Raw genomic sequence first — 21,058 nt, 5'->3', positions numbered from 1 at the left:
CACGACGTCGGGGCAAGCATGGACGGTCGCACCCGCCACTACGGCGATTTCTACGCAGCAGCGCACGATCCGGGTCGATCAGACGACGACAGACCCCTCCTGCTCGTCTGGGGAAATTGCCAGGCCGAGGCACTTCGCATCCTTCTCGGTTCCGATCCGTCCATGCCGCTGCGGACTGTGCGGATTCCCCCCGTGCACGAGCTCGAGTCCTCGGACCTGGTACACGTCGACCGACTCGTGCGCCGGACGTCGGTGCTACTCAGCCAACCGGTTCGAGCCGGCTATCGTGCACTGCCGCTGGGGGTGCCCGATCTCACCGAAGCGCTCCCACCCGACGCCACAGTCATCCGCTGGCCGGTGCTGAGATACGCGGCACTGCATCCCTTTCAGGTCATCGTTCGACATCCGAGCGACCCGTCCGCAGTCCCGAACACGGTGCCCTACCACGACTTACGCACCATCCTGGCCGCTCGTCGCGGCCTCGGCAGCCATGAGGACTGGGATCGATCGGTCTCGGACGACGGTCTTCGACAGGCAGCCGAGTCGAGCCTCGACGAGTTGCGGCGACGCGAGAGCCGGGACACCGACATCGCTGCGTCCGACCTGTTCAGCGCAGCCGGGAGCAACGCCACCCACACGATCAACCATGCGACCAACACGGTGCTCACTGCTCTGGCCCAGCGGATACTCGATCACCTGGGAACCGGTAGTACGGTCCGAGATCCGGGGCGCGAATTGCTCGGAGGTGTTCGTGCGCCGGTCGAGCGACGAGTGCTGGACGCACTCGGCCTGGACGGCGAGCCGCGTGCGAATTGGTCGGTCGACGGCAATCCTCTGTCGCCGGATTCCGTTCACCGCGCTCACCTGCTCTGGTACGCCGAACGTCCCGAATTCATCGGTGCCGCGCTGGAACGTCATGCAGAACTGATCCGAACACTGGAGCTGGCACCGTGAGCCGGCCTACTCTGCACCTCGCCCTCGGCCCACCCGAACATGGGGTGGTGCGTTGTGCGCGCGAGTTGGCCGCTGCAACAGCGAATCCGGTGATCTCCGATATCGAGCAGGTCCCCCTCGATGCGCCGATCCACGTGCACTTCACCGACAGGCTGTTCGGCCGCACCGCGACGGAGGCCGCGGATGCGTTCGTCGACTTCGCACGGCGGCACCGCGCGCCGGTCACCGTCACGGTGCACGATGTACCGCAACCATCGGACGGCCATGCCTTCGAGGTGCGTACGGACTGCTACCGGCGGGTGATCGACTGCGCCGCTGCCGTCGTCGTCTCCAGCATGCACGAGCGAATGCTGCTCGAGGACGTCGTGGCTCTGCAACACGATGTGCGGGTGATTCCGCTGCCGATCGGACGCACGGCACCGCCGATGGAGGACCGCGTCGCACCTCGACGAGTCGTCGGCGTTCTCGGGTTCGTCTATCCGGGCAAGGGCCACGAGGAGGTACTCGGTGCCATGACGTCGCTGGACAGCGACGTCGACTTTCTGTCGATCGGGTCCGCGTCACCGGGCCACGAATCCATGATCGGCGAACTCGCTTGTACTGCAGATCAACTCGACCGATCGTTCGTGTCGACCGGCTTCGTCCCCGACGACGAGCTGGACGAGGTCCTTCGATCCGTTGCAGTTCCCGTCGCGTTCCATCGCCACGTATCGGCATCGGGTTCGATCAATTCCTGGATCGCGGCAGGCCGTCGCCCACTCGTCCCCCGTGGACGGTACGTGGAAGAGATGGAGACCAATTCTCCCGGGGCACTGTGGATTCACGAAAATTCGGTCGAGGGCCTCGCCGCTGCGATGGCGGAGGCTCTCCGCCATCCCGACAGGACATGGCAGCGGGACGACGTAGTCACCTACCCCACGCTGGGCCAGGCCGCCGCGCTGTACCGCGCACTGTTCGACGAGCAGCGCGTGAAGACGGCAGACCGGCTACCCGACGGCCGGTGGGTGGTACCGGGCAATCGGTGGGATCTCGCCGAGACCGTGGACCGGGATCCACGAGTGTCCGTGGTGATCCCGTACTTTCGCCAGCAGCGCCAGCTCGAACTCGTCCTCGGCGCGCTGGCCCTGCAGAGCTACCCGGCCTGCCGACTTCAGGTGATCGTGGCCGACGACGGCTCCCCCGAAGCACCGGCCGTCGACGGCTTTCGTTCGGCGCTCGACATCACCGTCGTGCGGCAGCCCGATCTCGGCTTTCGTGCGGCGGCGGCCCGTAATCTCGGTGCCTCGGTCGCCGAAGGCGAGATTCTGTGTTTTCTGGATGCGGATACCGTTCCCGAGCCCGGGTACATCGCGGAATCGGTTCGGCTGCTCGCGTCCCTGCCCGATGCCCTCACCGTCGGTCGTCGGCGGCACGCCGATCTGACGGGTCGGTCCGCCGAGGACGTGGCGGGGTGGTTCCGCGGTGAGTCGGCCGCTCCGCCGGAATTGACGGAGCCGCAATGGCTCCGCGACGGGTATCGCCGTTCACGCGACCTACTCGACGCAGATCGGCGCTCGTACCGGTACATCATCAGCGCCGTGATGTCGTGCAGCCGTGAGCTGTTCTCCGAGATCGGCGGATTCGACGAGACATTCGTCGGATACGGCGGAGAGGACTGGGATTTCGCACATCGCGCCTACGACGCCGGTGCCGTCCTGGCGCACCTGCCCCACGCGGTCGCATGGCACGACGGGCCCGAATGGGCCGAGCGGACAGGCGGAGATCGCGAACGCAAGAATCTCGAGGCCCTGATGCTGTCCTCCAGGATCACCGACCCTGCTGCTCGCACTCACGGCCTCGTCTACGCCGTCCCCGAGATCGTCGTCGTCGTCGATTCGACCGGGCACAGCTCTGCGTCGCTCCTTGTCACCGTCGGATCCGTTCTGCACGAGACAGATTGCGCGGTGTGGATAGCCGGGCCGGACGCGGCGCAGTTGCGGCAGCGGTGGGGCGACATCGACCCACGCGTCCATCTGGGCAGGCCCGGCGACGCCGGCCGCAGCCACATCGTCGTGCACGTGCGCGGATTCGTGCTGTTCGGTGAGCAGGCTCTGCGCCGAATGCTGGCGATCGGAGCCGATCGCCTGACCGTCGACGTCGGCGGTATCGGCTCCGTCGAGCTACGCAGTTCGCGGTCGAATGCGCGCGCAGCGAGGTGGGCCGGCGCGCTGGGCCGTGAACACCAGGACGTGGCCGAATCGCTGTTCGGTCATGTGCACCGCACGGGACTCGAATTCGGGATCTCGCCCGGTGAACAACAGCCGAACCTGGCCTGGTGATGGGAAGACAGTGCGGTCGCGATTGATGAAAGAATGCATGTCGGCGGTCGTCGGGGACGGCGGAAGAGCAAGGTCGGGTGGACGATGAACAGAACTCTGTATTCGATGATCTGGATGATGGCGATCATCGCTTTCGTTGCATTGATCTGGGGCACAGTCGGTTACGTGTACGCCGACGAACATCCGCTGCGTCGAGCGGCATTCGTCGGTGGCGGAGTTCTGATCTCGGGATGGCTGATCGTGCTCGCGGCCGTGGGTATCAAGATCTCGCGTCTGAAGGCACGCAGGCGAGCGAGCAACTCCGACGACGACTGACGGCACCGAGGGTGCGGATTGAGAACGCCGTGGACGGGTACTCCGCTTCGAAGTCTCGACGTGCAGTCGCCGGTCACCTGCTCGCCGAGTTCCTCTCAGTCGGTGCCGAGCAAGGGTCCTCGATGGTCAATCAGCGCAGTTCTGCGAAGCAACACGTCACGACGGTACGGCCGGCGACGCGCGAGGAGTATCTGTCGACCTGGTCGACACTGCACAACGGCATCGATCCGTCCTCGTCCGCGTTGGTCTCGGGCTGGCTTCGCATCGTGTACGCGCTGAGCGCTCCCCTGGTTCGTGCGTCCGTGTCTGCCCATGCCGTCACCCTCACAGCCGTTGTCGTGGCCGGGGCGGCAGTGGCTCTGTCCAGACCGGGGACCTCGGCCCCACTGATCGCAGCCGTGCTGATCGTGGTCTCCGGCCTGCTCGACGGTATCGACGGCGGAGTCGCGATGATCGGCCGCTCCCAGTCCCAGTGGGGCTACCTACTCGACACCGTCGCCGATCGCTGCAGCGACCTGCTCCTCGTGGCGAGCGGCCTTGCTTTGGGAGCGCCGATGCCACTGGTGGTGGCTGTCGGCGTGACGACGTTGCTGCACGAGATGGCCCGGGCCCGAGCGGTGGGTTCCGGAATCGAGGACGTCGGCTTTCTGACGGTGTGGGAGCGTCCTTCGCGGGTGATCGCGGCTGCGGTCACGGCAACGGTTGCCGGAGCCGCACCGGCGGCTGCCGAAACGTCGGCAACGATCGGTGTTTCCGTCACGTGTGCGCTCGCGGTGGTCGGGTTCACCCAGTTGATGTTCGGATTGCATCGTCGGGCCGATCGAATTCCGCGGTGATCAGCCAGCCGGCAAGCGCCAGGATGTGGAACACGAACATCCACAACATGATTGCTACTCCGCCGCCGATCGCGGTGAGGCCGCCGAACGGTGCACCCAGATCCACCGGAATCGCCAGGAACAAGATGAATCCGTGGACGAACCCGGTGACGATGGACGAGGTGACGAGCGATCCGACGATGAGCGCCCGCCAGCCCACCGCTCGTGGCGCTATCACTCGGTAGGTCCACGCCAGAGGGACCGACAGAATGAGCCACAGGCAATTGAAGCCGAGGAACACGCGTAGCGCCATGTCTCCGATTCTACCGCCTCCGGTCGATGCATCGAGCAATCGAGCCACGCCGAGTACGCCCGCGAGCAGTACCGGTGCGGCGGCGAAGAACGGCACCATTGCCAGGCGACCGCGCCAGCCGGTGAACGATTCTCGAATCGGTGCGAACCGCACGATCGCCCTGCGCAGGCCCTCCCCGTAGAACGTCGCAGGGAAGACGGCGATCAGGACCCCGACCGGGCCGAGCTCGATTCCGGCCGTGGCCAATCCGTCCACCGCCGCGCGAGCCCCCAGAGCGTCCGGCAGCAACCCCGACATCGCGTCGAACCCTCCGCGGACCCACTCGTCCGACACCAATAGTGCACAGGCGCGGATGGTGAGGAGCAGCAGCGGAATTACCGCTATGACGGCATAGAACGTCAGGCCACCCGCTATCAGGGTGGTGTCCTCACGAGCAAACCCGGCTTTGATGGCGGCGAGAGCGTCGGCCACCCGGGTTCGAATCGTTGTCATGCCGGAAATGTGCCACAGGATCCCGACGCGGCGTCAGGCAAGGGTGACGTCGACCCCGTCGATGGCCTTGAGGAACGGGCAGATCGATGTCGCCTGAGCCAGTACCGCTTCGGGGTCGTCCGTACCGGGCAGGGAGACCGAGAGCGCGAACGTCGCGTCGTATCCGGATGCCTCGGAGTCGGTGAGAACGACAGTCCCCTTGACCGCCAGTTCGTCGACGCTGCCGCCGACCGTTCCGAGCGCGATACGAAGGGATTCGACGAGGCAGCTCGACAGTGCGGCTGCCATCAGCTGTTCGGGGTTGGTGCTCTCTCCGGGCCCACCCAGTTGTTCGGGCTCACGCACGCCCAGTGACAGGACGCCGTCGTCGGAGGTGACGCCGGTCGCGGTGGCGGAGACGGTCGCGGTGTAGAGCTCGGTGTTCATGCCTGCCGAATGTCCAGTGATCGGTCGATCGAAACCGTCGATCACTGGACTCTCGGACTGCCGCGGAGCCCCACGTGTCGATGCTCACACATCGACAGCACCCGTTTGACCGAACCTACTCACGGGTAATGACACGAACAGGGCCGGGCATCACGCTGTGACCCACAGGCATCGGCCAGAAACAATCGACCACCCGACCGAAAGGGGAGCACCATGAGCACATCCACGTTGATCGCGCAGTTGCGCGTTGCACTGCAGCTGACGAACACCGAGATCCAGATCGCGGAAACTCGCGTCGTTCAGGCGCGCACCGAGGCGGTACGCAGGGAGTTGACACAGAACGCCGCGAACGGACGTGAGCGCGCGGCAGCCATCGAGGAGGCCCTTCGCGGTCTCGGCGGACTGCCCGAACTCGTCGCGCCGTTCCTGGGGCGCACGCTCGCTGCCGTCAAGACGGTCGCAGAGCAGGCACAGCCGTTCGACGAGGCACTGTTGGGCGATCTCGCACTCGAGCAGCAACTGCTGGGCCGCGCCAAGTACATCAAGGCACTGGCCACGGCAGCGAACGAGCCCACCGTCGTCGCACTGGCGACCCGGCTGGCCACAGCGCACAGCGCAACGGTGGAATGGCTGGAGACGGTGCTCGCGGAAGACGCGCTCGGCGGACCCGCAGCACTGCGACGCACTCCGTTCCAAGCGGCCGCAGGCACTGCCGTGAAGATCGTCAACGCACCGGCGACGTGGTCGGCACGTGGACTCGATCGCGCGCTGGACGCGGCTCGCTCCACCCCGGACCGCTTCGGAGCGCTCCTGGGCCGTGGCGCTCACGCCGGTGGCGTGGCCGTCAAGACTCTGACGGCAAGCCGCGACGCCGCACTCGAAGCAGCCGAGGACGTCACCCGTAGCGAGGGAGTCGACACCGTCGCCGACGCGATCCACACCGCGCGGTCGGCCGGCGGAATCCTCGATGCCGACGAGCTTCCGATCGCAGACTACGACGACCTCAATGTCTCGGACGCTGTTGCCGCCATCAAGGACCTCACGAACCCGACCGACGTTCGCACCGTCGTGACGTACGAAGAGGCGCACAAGAACCGCCACGGAGTCGTGTCCGCAGGACAGACGCGCGTGGCAGCCATCGCCAAGGATGTCATCTCGATCGACTGACCCTTCTGCGAATACCGATGCGGCCCGTGAACTTCCGGGCCGCATCGCTGTATTCGAAGCAGTGCGTCAGGGTTTCAGCAACACCTTGATGGCACCGTCCTGCTTCTTCTGGAAGATGTCGTATGCGTGCGGAGCCTCTTCGAGGGAAAGCTCGTGCGTGGCAAACGAATCGACGCCCAGAGGATCCTCGTCGCCGAGTAGCGGCATGATGTCGTCGACCCACTTCTTGATGTTCGCCTGACCCATGCGAAGCTGAATCTGCTTGTCGAACATGGTCATCAGCGGGAGCGGGTCGGCCATGCCGCCGTACACGCCGATGATCGAGATGGTTCCGCCGCGTCGAACGATATCGATTGCCGAGTAGAGCGCGCCCAGTCGGTCGACACCGGCCTTCTGCATCATCGGCGCTGCCACGGCATCCGGGAGCATTCCGACTATCTGCTGCGCCAGTTTACCGACCGGAGACCCGTGTGCCTCCATGCCCACCGCATCGATCACCGAGTCCGTGCCTCTGCCGTCGGTCATCTCGCGGATGACGTCGCCGACGCCCCCGCTGTGCTCGGCCAGGTTCACCGTTTCGATTCCCCGGGCCGCGGCCCGCGCCAAGCGCTCGGGAACGAGGTCGACTGCTATGACACGAGCGCCCTTGTGCTGTGCGATGCGCGCCGCCATGTCTCCGATGGGCCCGAGACCGAGAACCGTCACCGATCCCCCGTCCGGAATGGCGGCGTATTCGACAGACTGCCATGCGGTGGGCAATACGTCGGAAAGGTAGACGAAGCGCGAATCCGGCGGCCCCTCCGGAACTTTGATGTGGGTGAACTGCGCCTGCGGGACGCGCAGATACTCGGCTTGACCGCCGGGAACTTGGCCGTACAGCTTGGAGAAGCCGAACAGAGCTGCGCCCATCCCTTGCTCACGAACCTGAGTGGTCTCGCACTGGGTGTACAGACTCGAATTGCACATGTAGCAATGTCCACACGAGATCTGGAACGGGATGACCACGCGGTCGCCGACGGCGAGATCGCCTGTCTCCGAACCCACTTCCTCGACAATTCCCATCGGCTCGTGGCCCAGAATGTCACCCTGGTCCATGAAGGCACCGAGGGTTTCGTACAGGTGCAGGTCCGATCCGCAAATGTTGGTGGTCGTGATCTTCACGATCGCGTCCGTCGGCAGTTCTATCCGCGGATCGGGAACCGTATCGACGCTGACGTTCCTCTTGCCCTGCCATGTCACTGCGCGCATGGAGGCTCCTCTCTGTTACTCGACCCCGAAACTCGGCGTCGCACGAAGCGGATTACCTCGTTCGTATGCATGCAAACGCATTGGACCGACACGATTGACCGTGACCGGGAGCGGGTAGGCGAGCACAATGAGTGTCGTGACCCCCGCCATCGCCCGCACCCTCGTAGCGCCTAGCCTGCCGGTGCCCTGTGGTCCGCTGTCGGACGCCGTGGTCCGATACCTCTCGACCGGAGGTGGCACTGCACTGCCCAGCGCATCGGCTGCCGATCCGACCTCGCGTGATCTGCAACTGGCGTTGCTCATGACCTACGAACTGCACTACCGCGGATTCGAGGGCGTCGACGACGATTTGGAATGGGATCCGGCTCTGTTGCAGTTCAGGGCTCGACTCGAATCCGCGTTTCTGGACTACGTTCGTTCGGGTGTCGAACCCGGCGACGACGTCGTCGCCGAGATGGATCGCCTGTCGATCGAGACGTCGTCGGGTACCGGACCCTCGTGGTTCCTGCAGGACGAAGGATCGTGGGAGCAGATGCGCGAGTACTTCGTTCATCGGTCCGTCTACCACCTCAAGGAAGCAGATCCCCATGCATGGGCGATCCCCCGATTGACCGGCCAGGTCAAAGCCTCGTACGTCGCCGTGGAATTCGACGAGTACGGCGGTGGCAGGGGCGATCGCGTGCACCAACATCTGTGGGCCGAGTCGATGAGGGCCGCCGACCTCGATGCGTCCTACCTCGGATACGTGGACCGCGTTCCCGCCCAGACGCTCGCGTGGGTGAACCTCATGTCGTTGTTCGGACTGCACCGCAGCCGCCGAGGTGCCACCGTGGGTCATTTCGCCGCCACGGAGATCACGTCCTCGCCGGGTTCGCAGCGGTTCGTGCAGGGACTCCGCAGGCTGGCTGCACCGGCCGCGTGCATCGCGTTCTACGCCGAGCATGTCGAGGCCGATGCCGTACACGAGCAGGTACTGCGCCACGACGTGGTGGGAAATCTGATCGGTCAGGAACCACACATCGAATCCGACATCGTATTCGGTATGCGCGCACTCGACTTCGTCGAGAACGAGCTTGCGGAACACGTGATGCAGCGGTGGTCCGCCGGTCAGTCGTCGCTGGACTGAGGCACCCGTCGCTTCGCGCGATGGCTCGTATCGCACAGCGGGTACGTCTTGCTGCGCTTACACGTACACAGCGCTACGACGAACCGATCCGAGGTGACGACGGAGCCGTCATCGAGTTCGATCTCCACCGGCCCGTCGATCAGCATGGGTCCGCCCCGGACGAGTCTCACGCGAGTGCGCGCGGGCGCGGCGTCTCCACCCGTCGGCTCATCGCTTGTCGCCACGTAACACCACCAATTCTTCGGTTCTGCGGCCTGGTTCGAGCAAGCCCCTCGCCTCGAGCCATTCGGCGCGAGACATCATGACCGGCCCGAAGTCGATTGTGCGGCATGCCGCGTCCGATACGCCGAAACCGTGAGCACCGAGCATCTCCCGTGTCCGCTGCGGACCCGAGAACTCCGAGTGGACCACCAGAATCACACCGCCGGGCACCAGCAGTTCCGCGCCTCGCGTACACAGTGGATCGAGCACCACTCGTCCGTCCTCGCCTGCATCCCACGCGCGATGCACACCCATTCCGGTGGGCGCGTTCTCCGACGGGACATATGGAGGATTGCACAGCAGAACGTCGAACGGCTCCACCTCGGCTGCGTCCGAGAACGACCCGAGACGCACATCCACATCGACTCCGACCGACCGGGCATTGCGCTGTGCACAGGCAACTGCCCGCGGAGAGATGTCGAAGGCCATCACGTCGCGGGCACCGAGCAGTGCCGCGGTGATGGCCACTGCGCCGCTACCGGTACACATGTCCAGTACGCGTGCTCCGCAGACGAGCCCCGACTCGGCTGCAACGTCGCACAGCAGGAGTGAATCCTGCTGGGGCTCGTACACTCCGGGATCAGCGTGCACTCCGGCCAGTGAGCGGACGGAGTCGAATTCGGCTGTCGTCACGGATGTTCCTCCAAGTGTCGATTGTCGGATTCGTATTCCCGCCCCGAAGTCCCGCAAACCGGTTGCCCGGAACATGCTTACGAACACGATCAGCGGGGTAAGCCCTGAATGCGTGGTTGAGGAGCAGCCCGCAGTCCTCACCGTCGACTGCCGCACTCCTGCTCCACAGGCTCAGGGGTTCGGCTCCACAGGAGTTGCCCATGATCGTCGTACCGTCCATTACGCCCCCGGTCGCGGAAGTGGTTCCGTCGCTGACCGACTCGCAGAGCCTCGCTACCGAGATGAGGCTGTCGGTGGACGAAAGTGCAGGTGCCGACATCGTCGTGCGAGTGATCGGCGCAGTGGGCGATTCGGACGTTCCGGTACTTGCCGAAACGCTCGGTGAGGTCGCCGAGCGTGGCCGAGCCTTGATTCTCGACCTGTCTTCGGTGACAGGTGTCGCCGCAGGTGTTCATTCCGTGCTCGACGCCACCGCCATTCGCCTGGGTCGATGGAATCAACAGCTGACCGTGGTGCTTTCACCCGCCTTGGAATCCGAAGTCGGTCTCGTGACCGACCGAGTCGTGGTGCGTCGGTCGGTTCTGTGAGCGCCCCGCGCAGAACGTACGACGTCCTCGTTGTCGGCGGCGGCAACGCAGGCATCAGCGCGGCCGCGCGATTGCTGAAGAAGGGCATCTCCGACGTCGCGGTCATCGAACCCAAGCAGGTGCATACGTATCGCCCCCTGCTCTCGTACGTGGGTTCCGGGCAGGCATCTTTGGCCGAGGCCGAGCGAACTCAGCGTTCGGTGATCCCGGCTGGATGCCGCTGGCTGGAGGATTCGGCGGTGGCGATCGACCCGGTGAATCGCGTGGTGCGATGTGCGTCGGGTTCGGACTACGGCTACCGCGATCTCGTACTCGGCCAGGGACTCGTCGTCGATACCGATGCGCTGCCCGGGGTGTGGGCTGCGCTCGCATTCCCCGGTGTCGCCAGCAATTACCTCGACCGAGCCGAACGCACCTGGCAGCTCGTGCGTGACCTACCTGCTCACAGCAGTGCTGTGTTCACCGTCCCTCGCCCGCCCGTCGGGTGCACCGGCACCACACTCAAGCCGTTGTTTCTCGCCGCGGATCACTGGAGTCGTACCGGGCGTATGCCGGGAATCGACATCACGCTGGTGTTGGATCGGCATCGACTCCTGGGCGTGCCGGAACTCGACGCCATGGTCATCGCGCGGCTCCGCGAGCTCGGCGTGCGAATTCTGAACCGTACCGCGGTGACGGCACTGCACCCGGAGAGCAGGCACATCACGGTCACGGACCAGGACGGCATCGACGAGCGTCTGGACTACGACATGCTGCACCTGGTACCGCCGTTCCGAGGTCCGACGTGGTTGGAGGAATCGAATCTGACCGGCTCTGCGCCGCACGGTGTGGTGGACATCGACGGACGAACTTTGCGCCATCGGGTGTACCCGAATGTCTGGGCCGCGGGTGACGGTGCAGCCATCGACACCGACTCCTCGGGTGGCGCACTGCGCAAACAGGTTTCGGTTCTCGTCGACAATCTGATCGCAGCTCGCAACGGGCAACCGTCGACGGAGTACGACGGCTACACCGTCGCCCCCATCGCAGTCGGCGCACACAAGTTGATCGCGGCCGAGTTCGACCGCACCGGGACCTTGACGCCATCGTTGCCGTCGTTTCTCGATTCACTGAAACCCAGGCGATCGGCCTGGGCGTTCGACCGATACGGCCTACCGTTGTCCTACTGGAACATGATTCTCGCCGGTCGTCTCTGACCGGTCGGGTGAATCCATGAATCCGTCGGGGTCCTCCACGGAAACTTGATGGCCGTCGTCCTCCAGTGCGTGGACCGCTTCGGTGAGGAGCCGTCGAGCCGCACCGTCGACGGCCCGAACCTCCTTGAAATCAATTGCCACACTACGATTTTCGGTAACTGCGGCCAGCAACCGCGATATGACGGCCTCCGCACCGGCGAACCGCAGATCTCCCTGCAGTTCCACGCTGGTCGTGTCCTCGCTCTCGGTCACGCTCCTGATCGCCGATTCACCGCTGGGTGCCACGTGCATCATGTGCAGGCCCAGATCGCGCGAGAGTCGCTCGAACACCGCCACCCCGCGCACACTGTTGCCGTGCTCGTTCAGTCTCGGCGACAGGACGGCAATACCCACCTGGCCCGGCAGCACGCCGATGATCGCGCCGGCCACCCCACTCTTGGCCGGGATGCCCACGCTCGCAAGCCAGCTGCCGCTGCCGTCGTACATTCCGCAGGTCGCCATGACGGCGAGAACGTGGCGATCGACCTCCGGGTCGAGTATCTGCACACCCGTCTCGGGATTCTTGCCGCCGTTCGCCATCACCGCGGCGATCCTCGCCAGGTCGCTACAGGTCACGCTCACCGCGCACTGACGCGCGTAGCCGTCGACGACATCGGCGGGCTCGGCGTCGAGGTGGCCGACCGACTTCAGCAGGTGTGCAATGGCAGTGTTCCGGTCGTCGGATGCGAGTTCGGCCTCGTACACCGATTGGTCGATCGAGAGTTCGCGGTCGGCCATCGTGGACAGCAGAGCAGTCATACGCGCGGCGCGCTCCTCGCTCCCGCTGCCTCTGATCATCGAATGCACCGCCAGCGCACCGGCATTGATCAACGGGTTCCGCGGTCTTCCGGTTTCCGCTTCCAGGGAGATCTCGTTGAACGAGTCGCCCGAGGGTTCGACGTCGACGGCCTCGAGCACCGCCTCGATGCCGTTGTCCTCGATGGCCAGTGCATACGCGATCGCCTTCGCGATCGACTGGATCGAGAATTCGGTGTCGGTATCGCCCGCCTCGTGCAGCGATCCCGCGACGGTGGCGAGGGAGACTGCGAACGTATCGGGATCTGCCGAGGCCACTACCGGGTTGCCCTCGGTCACCGCCCCTCCGTCGAACCGTCGACAGTCCTCCAACACGGAAGCGAGGTACTCGGGAACAGGCGATCTCATGGGTCCACGCTAGTCCCCGCCGAGCAGGTCTTGACACCACAGCCGTACCGCCGTTTACACTCCTGGTTCCTCAACCGTTGTGGAGCCCCTCCCGCGAAGATCGGATCACCCAGTGCGATTACGACGCCTGATCGCTGCCGACTCGGCAGACCGTCTCGCCGTGTACGCGCCCGAGACGAATTCGTGGGTCGATCTCGACGCCGCGGTGTCGACGTTGGGTGCCGACGAGGCTCTGCGCCCACTCACCCGCACCGTGCTCGGGTTCCTCGACGCCGGTGAACGCGTGCGCGACGCGGCCACTGCCGTGGTGCAGCGCGCGGTCTCCGAAGGTGTCGCGGTGGTCGACCGACCGACACCGACGCTTCCCGTCGCCCCGGCGTCGCTCCGCTGCTTCCTCGGTTGGGAGGCGCACTGGGACCTGGCCGCGCACAACCTGGTTCGCCGCAACCTTCCGAAAGCCGTCCCCTTCATCCGCGGATTCGAGACCGTCACTCGATCGACGTTTCCGGCACTCCGCCCTGGTCCGGGATTCGACGACCACCCGGTCTACTACACCGGCAACCACCTCACCGTTGTCGCCGACGAAGCCGCCGTCGAGTGGCCGTCCTACAGCCGGGCGCTGGATTTCGAGTTGGAGTTCGGAGCCGTGGTGACCAGGCCCGTTCGCGACGTGTCCGCGCGCGAGGCCGCCGCTGCGATCGGCGGGTACGTGGTGTTCGACGACATCAGTGCTCGCGACACTCAATGGGAGGAGCAGCGCCGCACTCCGTTCGGACCGGTGGTCAAGACCAAGACCTTCGCCAGCTCCATGGGAGCCGATATCGTCACCGCCGACGAGATCACGCCACGGCTGGACTCGTTGACGGCCACCGTCACGGTCGACGGCGAGCTGTGGTCGACGACCGGCACTGCAGGCATGCGGTACTCGATCGGCGAATCACTCGCGTACGCGTGTCGCGGTGAAAACGTCTACCCCGGTGAGCTGTTGACGTCCGGCACGCTGCCGCGCGGATGCGGCCTCGAACTCGACCGCTGGATCGCCCCGGGCGATCGCGTCGAACTGAGCATCGAAGGAATCGGCTCGGTCACCAATACGATCGGGACTCGCTGACGATTCAGCGCTCGAAGTCGGATTTGTCGGTAGAGGCATCCTGGAACATCTCCAGGAACGATCCGAACCCGGAGGCTCCCTTGCGCGATTCGTCCATGTTGTTGTCGACGGCTCCCGCCGCCCCCTCGTCGTGTGTCATGTCTTGTAGCCTGCCGCTCGGAAATTGCAGCGAGCCTGGGACCGAGGACACGAATTGGCAACGAAAGATAACGGACCCATAACGACGAACTCGGAGCTACGGACGAGGATTCGTCCATAGCTCCGAGTTCGGTGGAGCAGCGAAGACTAAGCGAGCTCGAAGCGATCGAGCATCATGACCTTGTCCCAGGCCGCGACGAAGTCGCGGACGAACTTCTCCTTGGCGTCATCGCAGGCGTATACCTCTGCGAGAGCGCGCAATTCGGAATTCGAGCCGAAGACCAGATCGTTGCGGGTTCCGGTCCACTTCTTCTCACCGGTGGCCGCGTCCTTGGCCTCGTAGATGCCGTCCTCCGCGGTGGGAACCCATTCGGTGCCCATGTCGAGGAGGTTGACGAAGAAGTCGTTGGTGAGCGTGCCGACCTTGTCGGTCAGAACGCCGTGCGACGACTGCTTGTAGTTCGCGCCGAGCACACGCAGACCGCCGACGAGCACGGTCATCTCGGGCGCACTGAGCGACAACAGGTTTGCGCGATCGACGAGGTTGAACTCGGCCGGCAACTTCTGGCCCTTGCCCAGGAAGTTGCGGAAACCATCGACCTTGGGCTCCAGATCGGAGAACGAGTCGACGTCCGTCTTCTCCTGCGTGGCATCCATGCGGCCCGGAGTGAACGGCACCGTGACGTCGACGCCCGCGTTCTTGGCTGCCTGCTCCACGGCTGCAACGCCACCGAGAACGACGAGGTCGGCGAACGAGACCGTTCCGGAGAACGACTGCTGGACACCTTCGAGAACTCGGATGACCTGTGCGATCTCGTCGGGCTCGTTGACCTCCCAGCCGGCCTGCGGCTGCAGTCGCAGACGGCCACCGTTGGCTCCGCCGCGCTTGTCGCTCACACGGAACGACGATGCCGCTGCCCAGGCAGCCGAGATCAGCTGGTCCTGAGTCAGTTCGGAACCGAGGATGGTCTGCTTGAGCTCGGCAATCTGAGCGTCGTCGATCAGCTCGTGATCGACGGCCGGGATCGGGTCCTGCCAGAGCAGGGGCTCCGCCGGAACCTCGGGGCCGAGGTAGCGCGAGACCGGTCCCATGTCGCGGTGCGTGAGCTTGAACCAGGCCTTCTGGAACTCTTCTGCGAGCTCCTCGGGATGGTCGAGCCAGCGACGGGTGATCTGCTCGTAGATCGGATCGACGCGCATCGCGATGTCGGAGGTCAGCATCGAGGGGTGGCGACGCTTCGTGGGATCGGCGGGATCGGGAACGAGATCCGCACCCTCGCCGTTCTTCGGACGCCACTGGTGCGCACCTGCGGGGCTCTTGGTGAGCTCCCACTCGAATCCGTACAGGGTCTCGAGGAAGCTGTTGTCCCACTGGGTCGGCGTCGGAGTCCAGATGACCTCGAGGCCACTGGTGATCGCGTCCGCACCGACACCGCTCTGGTAGCTGTTCTTCCAGCCGAGGCCCATCTGTTCGATGGGTGCGCCCTCGGGCTCGGCACTGATGTGCTCGTCGGGATCCGCTGCACCGTGCGTCTTGCCGAAGGTGTGTCCGCCGACGGCCAGTGCCGCAGTTTCGATGTCGTTCATGGCCATGCGGCCGAAGGTCTCGCGAATGTCCAACGCGGACTGCACGGGATCCGGGTTGCCGTTGGGGCCTTCGGGATTGACGTAGATCAGGCCCATCTGCACTGCGGCGAGCGGGTTCTCGAGGCTCGTGCGATCACCGTTGTAGCGCTCGTCGCCGAGCCAGGTCTGCTCTGGGCCCCAGTAGACGTCCTCGTCCGGCTCCCAGGCGTCGACGCGTCCGCCGGCGAAACCGTAGGTCGGCAGGCCCATGGACTCGATGGCGACATTGCCGGTGAGCACGATCAGGTCGGCCCAGGAGAGCTTGCGGCCGTACTTCTGCTTGACCGGCCAGATCAGGCGGCGCGCCTTGTCCAGCGACGCGTTGTCGGGCCAGCTGTTGAGAGGCGCGAAACGCTGCATGCCTGCACCGGCACCGCCGCGACCGTCCTGCTTGCGGTACGTGCCCGCTGCGTGCCACGCCATGCGGATGAAGAACGGGCCGTAGTGACCGAAGTCTGCAGGCCACCAGGGCTGCGAGTTCGTCATGAGGGCTTCGATGTCACGCTTGACCTCGGCGAGGTCCAGGGAGTTGAACTCGGCAGCGTAGTCGTAATCCGCACCCATCGGATCGCCGACAGCCGGGTTCTTCTTGAGAATCTTCAGATTCAGAGCCTTGGGCCACCACTCACGGTTGCCTCCGCCTTCGACGGGAGTCGGCATCGAGTCGTGCATGACCGGACACTTGCCACCGCTCTCCTGCGGCTGATCCTCGTTCATCTCTTTTTCGCGTGTTACGTGATCTTCAGACACGTGCTTCCTTCCAGGGTGTGACGATCGGGCTGTGATCGGTGGTCACGAACTTCGGTGTGCTCGAGACCGGGGAGGGAACTGAACGGGAACTGCCGGCTGCTCGCGAGCAGCCGAACACTGTGCGCAGAAGCCCCAGTAGATGACTTCCGCCTCGTCGATGGTGAAACCGACGGAGTCCGATGCGGTGAGACACGGCGTCTCACCCACCGCGCAATCCACGTCTGCGATCACGCCACAGGCGCGACACACAGCGTGGTGGTGGTTGTCGCCGACACGAGATTCGTACCGAGCAGGAGATCCTGCCGGTTCGATTCGCCGTACGAGGCGCGCCGTGCTCAACGCATTGAGAACGTCGTACACGGTTTGCCGAGACACCTCGGGCAGCACCGATCGTACGAGTCCGAGGATCGTGTCGGTGTCCGCATGAGGATTGGATCCGACGACCTCGAGCACCGCGACCCGGGGACGGGTCACGCGCATATCGGCGGCGCGTAACTGCTCCGCATACGGTGAGATCGGCATCACAGCAATACTATCCTCCGCTTTTCTGGACAAAGTCAAGTATGCAGCCGAACTCATCGGATGTCGACCCCGACGTTGCACAACAGCGTCGTCACGGGGCAAACACGACTCCCACTGTTCGCCCTCCCGTCGCTCCCTCGTGGGATTCGACCCGGCCTCAGGCCAGTGCCAGGAACAGTTTCTCGAGTTCGGCCTCGGTCATCGGCTCCTTCACGCCCGCACTTTCCCCCGTCATGCACTCGCGCAGACCGGTGGCCACGATCTTGAACCCCGCCTTGTCCAGTGCGCGCGAGACGGCGGCGAGCTGGGTGACGACATCCTTGCAATCGCGACCGTTCTCGATCATCCCGATGACCCCGGCAAGCTGACCGTGCGCGCGCTTGAGTCGATTCAATACCAGTGCGATGCTGTCTTCGTCGCCGATCATGTCGATCCCCTCGATGGTGGTGATAGTGCCCCCGATGGTACCCCCGGGGGCATCAGGCGGGATCGGATCCGGTACCGCCCAGTGCCGCGATGGCCGCCTGCAGCTTCGTCGTGGCCTCGGAAGCAACCGCGTCCAACCCGGACTCACCGGTGACCTCGACCATGATGGCCGGGTTCATGGCCTCGACGACGACGGATCCCGCTACTGCCGTGTTCTCGCGAACCACCACGTTGCACGGCAACAGCAGACCGATCTGCTTCATGACGCCCACCGCACGGTGAGCCAGTCCCGGGTTGCATGCACCGAGGATCACGTAGCGCTCCATGTCCTCGTCGAGCTTCGCTTTCAGAGTCGCCTGCATATCGATCTCGGTGAGGACTCCGAAACCCTGCTCCGACAACGCTTTTCTCGTGCTGTCGATCGCGGTGTCGAAGTCGGTGTCGTTCAGCGTGGTGGACAATGCGATGTTCATGGTGTCTCCTCGAAAATTGTTGTGTCAGTGAGAAAAGCGGATGGAGGGCAGCACCGCGCGCAGCCACGCCGGCGACCACCAGGCACCGTGCCCGGTCAACCGCAAGAGGACAGGAAGCAGCACGAGTCGAACGAGAAACGCGTCGAGCAGTACAGCGACACCGAGGATGATGCCCATCTCCTTGGGTGGCAACGGATCGGACAGTGCGAACGTGAAGAACACTGCCACCATCACCGCTGCTGCGGCAAAGATGACGCGCCCCGAGTGGGCCAACCCGTCGACCTGAGCAACCTTGGAGTCACCCGAGCGTTCGTAGTGTTCCTTGGCGGTGGCCAGCAGGAACACCGTGTAGTCCATGGCGATGGCGAAGATCATCGCGAAGAAGAACACCGGGCCCCAACCGTCGAGGAATCCCTGAGGCGTGAAACCCAGCAGCGAGGATCCGTGACCGTCCTGGAAGATCAGCTTGGCGACGCCGAACGCCGCCGCGGTGGACAGCAGGCTCACCACGGTGCCGAGCAACGCGATGAGCGGAGCCTGAAGCGCCACCAGAAGCAGCACGAATCCGAGAACCAGGATGATCCCGACGACTATCGGCAGATAGTCGTTCAAGGCCTGCTGCAGGTCCAGGTTCTCTGCCGGCGCTCCGCCGACGAGTGCCGAATCGGGCAGTGTCGATCGCAGATCGGCGAGAATGGAGCCCATCGCTTCGTCGGACGGATCCACCGACGGAATTGCCTGCAGCAGTGCATATCCCGAATCGTCGGCGGCACTCTGCGGCGGCGTCACCATCGAGATCCCGTCGACCCTCGCAGCGACGGTTGCGGTCTCGACGGCATCCGCGTCGGGAACCACGACTTGGAGCGCACCCGGTGCACCCGGCCCGAACTGGGCCTGCACGAGCGCGTAACCCTGGCGCACCGGTGCATCCTCGGGCACCACCGCGATCGACGGCATCGCCACCTTCAAGCCGAGCACCGGAAGCGCCAGGGCGATCAGTATTCCCACGGAGACGAGAGCGAACGGCCACGGGTGCTTGTGCAACAACTCGCCCCATGCCGCGAACTTCGGCGATCGATGCGCCTGACGCTTGGCATACGGCAACGAAGCTGCGTTGACCTTGGGGCCGAGCGCCCCCAAAGCCGCGGGCAACAGTGTCATCGTCGCCAGCAATACGAAGGCGACGGCCAGCATGATCCCGACAGCCATCGTGCGCACCGCGGGAGCGGGGACGAGCAGCACAGCCGACAGACTCACCAGCACCGTCAGACCGGACAGCACAACGGCTTTACCCGCCGTATCCATGGTTTCGGCGACGGCCGCCCGAGGGTCGGCGTTGCGCAACGCGTCGCGGAAGCGAGCGACGATGAACAGCGCGTAGTCGATTCCCAGAGCGAGGGCGAACATCATCGCGAAGTTCATGGCCCACACCGAGATCGGCGTCACACCGTTGAGTAGAACGAGACCACCAGCGGACGCAACGAGCCCGGCGACGGTGAGCAGCAGCGGCAACCCCGCGGCGACCAGTGACCCGAACGCCAGCACCATGATCGCCAATGTGACCGGCCACGAGAACAGTTCGGCTTGGATCATCGCATCGTGGTTCGCCTTGTTGAAGTCCGACCACAGGGCCGACGAACCGGTGGGATACACCTCGATTCCGTCGGCCGAGAGCGCGGTCAACCGCTCCTTCACATCGTCGACGGCTTTGACCATCTCATCGGTGGTGCCGTTCGCCCCCGCGATGACGATGCCGGTTCGGCCGTCCGGGCTGATCGTCATACCCGGTTGCGGCGCAACGACGTCGCCGAATCTGGTGTCGCCGGTGAATACGCCGGACACGTCGGCAATCACATCCTGAACAGCGGGATCGGTGATGGGTGCCGAGTCGGAGTGGACGACCACCTGCACCGCCGCCGAGGAATTACCGCCGAAGTGCTGCTGGGCCAATTCCCGAACCTGTACCGATTCCGATCCGTTCGCCTGCCATCCCGCTCCGGCCAGCGACGAGAACACCGAGGGCGCAAGAGAACCAAGGCCCACGAGCACGATGAGCCACACACCGAACACCCAACGTCGGTGAGTCACCATCGAGCCACCCGCGCGACCGAGCAAGCCCGGCCCGGTTACAGGTCGATCATCCGGTGGACGAAGAACTTCGGCATCACGCAGCGACATTGTGCTCCTATACGGGTGGGGGTATCGAACGGGGCAGACGAGACCCTCGAAACGAACGAACGTGCCCACCTTCGCACATACCCAACGGGGTATGCAAGTACCCCTGGGGGTATCACCCCAGGGGTACTTGTTTCAGAGCCGACGCACCGGTGTCGTCACCCGCCGATCAGCGCCGACCGTTCCACTGCTTCTCGATGCCACGCAGCACCTCGAGCGTCCGAGCAGAATCGGCATCGACGGCCATCCTCGACCGAGCGCGCTCGAGCGCACGCTCGGCCCGCGCCACCGCGCGATGGCCCGAGTCGGTCGCTTCGACCATGTACTGCTGTCGATTTCGCGGATTGACGCTCCGCACCAGCAGTCCCGCCTCGACGAGACTGGCCGTCGTGGCGGTGATACTCGTCCGGTGCCGCACCAACTCCCGCGACAGCGCACTGTAGGACATCGGCCCTCGCCTGGACACCAGCTCCAGCACCTCGTACCTCGCCCAGCTCAGCCCCTGTGCGTCCAGCGCCTCCGCCAGACGAACCCGCGCGGCCGACGCCATGCGCAGCACCGTGGACACGATTTCGAGCTCGGTGGAATGCACCGGCGAGGTACCACCGTCGAACGATTCAGCGAGGGCGGTCATCGGAACACTCCCCTACTTGATTTCTGCGAGGACGGTGCCTTGGGTGATGGCGTCGCCTGCGGTGACGGTCAGGCCGGTGATGGTGCCTGCTTTGTGGGCGTTGACGGGGTTTTCCATTTTCATCGCTTCCAGGACGGCGACGAGGTCAC

23 protein-coding genes are annotated in these 21,058 nt (G+C 64.8%); 9 read left to right on the top strand and 14 right to left on the bottom strand.

Annotation, left to right across the window (positions count from 1 at the left end; translation table 11 throughout):
• Positions 1-18 precede the first annotated feature (18 nt).
• From MTX35_RS23355 to MTX35_RS23340, 4 genes are all read left to right on the top strand, one after another.
• Entirely contained in the window at positions 19-954 is a 936-nt protein-coding gene (locus tag MTX35_RS23355) for a WcbI family polysaccharide biosynthesis putative acetyltransferase (RefSeq protein WP_243597208.1), read from the top strand.
• On the top strand, positions 951-3,272 hold the full coding sequence (locus MTX35_RS26130) for a glycosyltransferase (protein WP_243597207.1): 2,322 nt from the start codon (positions 951-953) through the stop codon (positions 3,270-3,272). The genes MTX35_RS23355 and MTX35_RS26130 overlap by 4 nt, the downstream gene beginning before the upstream one ends.
• Positions 3,273-3,356: 84 nt before the next feature.
• Entirely contained in the window at positions 3,357-3,587 is a 231-nt protein-coding gene (locus MTX35_RS23345) for a hypothetical protein (RefSeq protein ID WP_243597206.1), read from the top strand.
• 11 nt (positions 3,588-3,598) lie between these two features.
• Entirely contained in the window at positions 3,599-4,423 is an 825-nt protein-coding gene (locus MTX35_RS23340; RefSeq protein ID WP_243597205.1) for a CDP-alcohol phosphatidyltransferase family protein, read from the top strand.
• On the opposite strand, the gene MTX35_RS23335 is transcribed toward MTX35_RS23340, so the two are convergent.
• Entirely contained in the window at positions 4,371-5,207 is an 837-nt protein-coding gene (locus MTX35_RS23335; RefSeq protein WP_243597204.1) for a YihY/virulence factor BrkB family protein, read from the bottom strand. The two genes, MTX35_RS23340 and MTX35_RS23335, sit on opposite strands and share 53 nt — an antisense overlap.
• Positions 5,208-5,240: 33 nt before the next feature.
• Positions 5,241-5,633, bottom strand: coding sequence for an OsmC family protein (locus MTX35_RS23330; RefSeq protein WP_243597203.1), 393 nt, complete (start codon positions 5,631-5,633; stop codon positions 5,241-5,243).
• 213 nt (positions 5,634-5,846) lie between these two features.
• Between MTX35_RS23330 and MTX35_RS23325 the strand changes: the two genes are divergently transcribed.
• On the top strand, positions 5,847-6,800 hold the full coding sequence (locus MTX35_RS23325; RefSeq protein WP_243597202.1) for a ferritin-like domain-containing protein: 954 nt from the start codon (positions 5,847-5,849) through the stop codon (positions 6,798-6,800).
• 66 nt (positions 6,801-6,866) lie between these two features.
• Here the strand turns inward: MTX35_RS23325 and MTX35_RS23320 are convergent, their stop codons facing one another.
• On the bottom strand, positions 6,867-8,048 hold the full coding sequence (locus tag MTX35_RS23320; RefSeq protein WP_243597201.1) for a zinc-dependent alcohol dehydrogenase: 1,182 nt from the start codon (positions 8,046-8,048) through the stop codon (positions 6,867-6,869).
• Positions 8,049-8,175: 127 nt separating this feature from the next.
• On the opposite strand from MTX35_RS23320, the gene MTX35_RS23315 reads away from it, so the two are divergent.
• Positions 8,176-9,174 (top strand): iron-containing redox enzyme family protein, encoded by a 999-nt coding sequence (locus tag MTX35_RS23315; RefSeq protein WP_243597200.1) that lies wholly within the window; start codon positions 8,176-8,178, stop codon positions 9,172-9,174.
• Here MTX35_RS23315 and MTX35_RS23310 read toward each other — a convergent pair.
• Together MTX35_RS23310 and MTX35_RS23305 are read right to left on the bottom strand one after the other, a co-directional pair.
• A complete protein-coding gene (locus MTX35_RS23310) occupies positions 9,156-9,320 on the bottom strand; it encodes a CDGSH iron-sulfur domain-containing protein (RefSeq protein ID WP_243597273.1) in 165 nt (54 codons plus the stop codon). The two genes, MTX35_RS23315 and MTX35_RS23310, sit on opposite strands and share 19 nt — an antisense overlap.
• A gap of 61 nt (positions 9,321-9,381) precedes the next feature.
• A complete protein-coding gene (locus MTX35_RS23305; protein ID WP_243597199.1) occupies positions 9,382-10,068 on the bottom strand; it encodes a HemK2/MTQ2 family protein methyltransferase in 687 nt (228 codons plus the stop codon).
• A gap of 200 nt (positions 10,069-10,268) precedes the next feature.
• On the opposite strand from MTX35_RS23305, the gene MTX35_RS23300 reads away from it, so the two are divergent.
• Positions 10,269-10,655, top strand: coding sequence for a hypothetical protein (locus MTX35_RS23300; protein WP_243597198.1), 387 nt, complete (start codon positions 10,269-10,271; stop codon positions 10,653-10,655).
• Positions 10,652-11,851 (top strand): NAD(P)/FAD-dependent oxidoreductase, encoded by a 1,200-nt coding sequence (locus MTX35_RS23295; protein ID WP_243597197.1) that lies wholly within the window; start codon positions 10,652-10,654, stop codon positions 11,849-11,851. Before MTX35_RS23300 ends, MTX35_RS23295 begins: the two co-directional genes overlap by 4 nt.
• Here MTX35_RS23295 and glsA read toward each other — a convergent pair.
• Complete coding sequence (gene glsA / locus MTX35_RS23290) at positions 11,807-13,054, bottom strand: glutaminase A (RefSeq protein ID WP_243597196.1); 1,248 nt, start codon at positions 13,052-13,054, stop codon at positions 11,807-11,809. The two genes, MTX35_RS23295 and glsA, sit on opposite strands and share 45 nt — an antisense overlap.
• Before the next feature lie 112 nt (positions 13,055-13,166).
• Here glsA and MTX35_RS23285 point away from each other — a divergent pair, with 112 nt between their 5' ends.
• The gene (locus MTX35_RS23285) at positions 13,167-14,165 is read left to right on the top strand and encodes a fumarylacetoacetate hydrolase family protein (protein ID WP_243597195.1); all 999 of its coding nucleotides are present in this window, start codon (positions 13,167-13,169) and stop codon (positions 14,163-14,165) included.
• A gap of 4 nt (positions 14,166-14,169) precedes the next feature.
• Here the strand turns inward: MTX35_RS23285 and MTX35_RS25820 are convergent, their stop codons facing one another.
• The 8 genes from MTX35_RS25820 to MTX35_RS23250 form a co-directional block, all read right to left on the bottom strand.
• Complete coding sequence (locus tag MTX35_RS25820; protein ID WP_279392721.1) at positions 14,170-14,304, bottom strand: hypothetical protein; 135 nt, start codon at positions 14,302-14,304, stop codon at positions 14,170-14,172.
• A 146-nt stretch (positions 14,305-14,450) separates the two neighbouring features.
• The gene (gene katG / locus MTX35_RS23280; protein ID WP_279392820.1) at positions 14,451-16,646 is read right to left on the bottom strand and encodes a catalase/peroxidase HPI; all 2,196 of its coding nucleotides are present in this window, start codon (positions 16,644-16,646) and stop codon (positions 14,451-14,453) included.
• Between the two features lie 75 nt (positions 16,647-16,721).
• Entirely contained in the window at positions 16,722-17,201 is a 480-nt protein-coding gene (locus tag MTX35_RS23275) for a Fur family transcriptional regulator (protein WP_243597194.1), read from the bottom strand.
• A 157-nt stretch (positions 17,202-17,358) separates the two neighbouring features.
• Positions 17,359-17,628, bottom strand: a complete 270-nt coding sequence (locus tag MTX35_RS23270; RefSeq protein WP_243597193.1) for a metal-sensitive transcriptional regulator — start codon at positions 17,626-17,628, stop codon at positions 17,359-17,361.
• Between the two features lie 52 nt (positions 17,629-17,680).
• The gene (locus MTX35_RS23265; protein ID WP_243597192.1) at positions 17,681-18,100 is read right to left on the bottom strand and encodes a DUF302 domain-containing protein; all 420 of its coding nucleotides are present in this window, start codon (positions 18,098-18,100) and stop codon (positions 17,681-17,683) included.
• A gap of 24 nt (positions 18,101-18,124) precedes the next feature.
• Positions 18,125-20,191: an MMPL family transporter gene (locus MTX35_RS23260; protein ID WP_243597191.1), complete on the bottom strand. Its 2,067-nt coding sequence runs from the start codon at positions 20,189-20,191 to the stop codon at positions 18,125-18,127.
• A 253-nt stretch (positions 20,192-20,444) separates the two neighbouring features.
• Positions 20,445-20,909, bottom strand: a complete 465-nt coding sequence (locus MTX35_RS23255; RefSeq protein WP_243597190.1) for a MarR family transcriptional regulator — start codon at positions 20,907-20,909, stop codon at positions 20,445-20,447.
• Positions 20,910-20,921: 12 nt separating this feature from the next.
• A partial coding sequence (locus tag MTX35_RS23250; protein ID WP_243597271.1) for a biotin/lipoyl-containing protein occupies positions 20,922-21,058 on the bottom strand: 137 nt, incomplete at its 5' end.

Source organism: Rhodococcus sp. ARC_M12 (assembly GCF_022810385.1).
GTDB classification, from domain to species: domain Bacteria; phylum Actinomycetota; class Actinomycetes; order Mycobacteriales; family Mycobacteriaceae; genus Rhodococcoides; species Rhodococcoides navarretei.
This window is presented reverse-complemented; position numbering and strand designations above follow the sequence as displayed.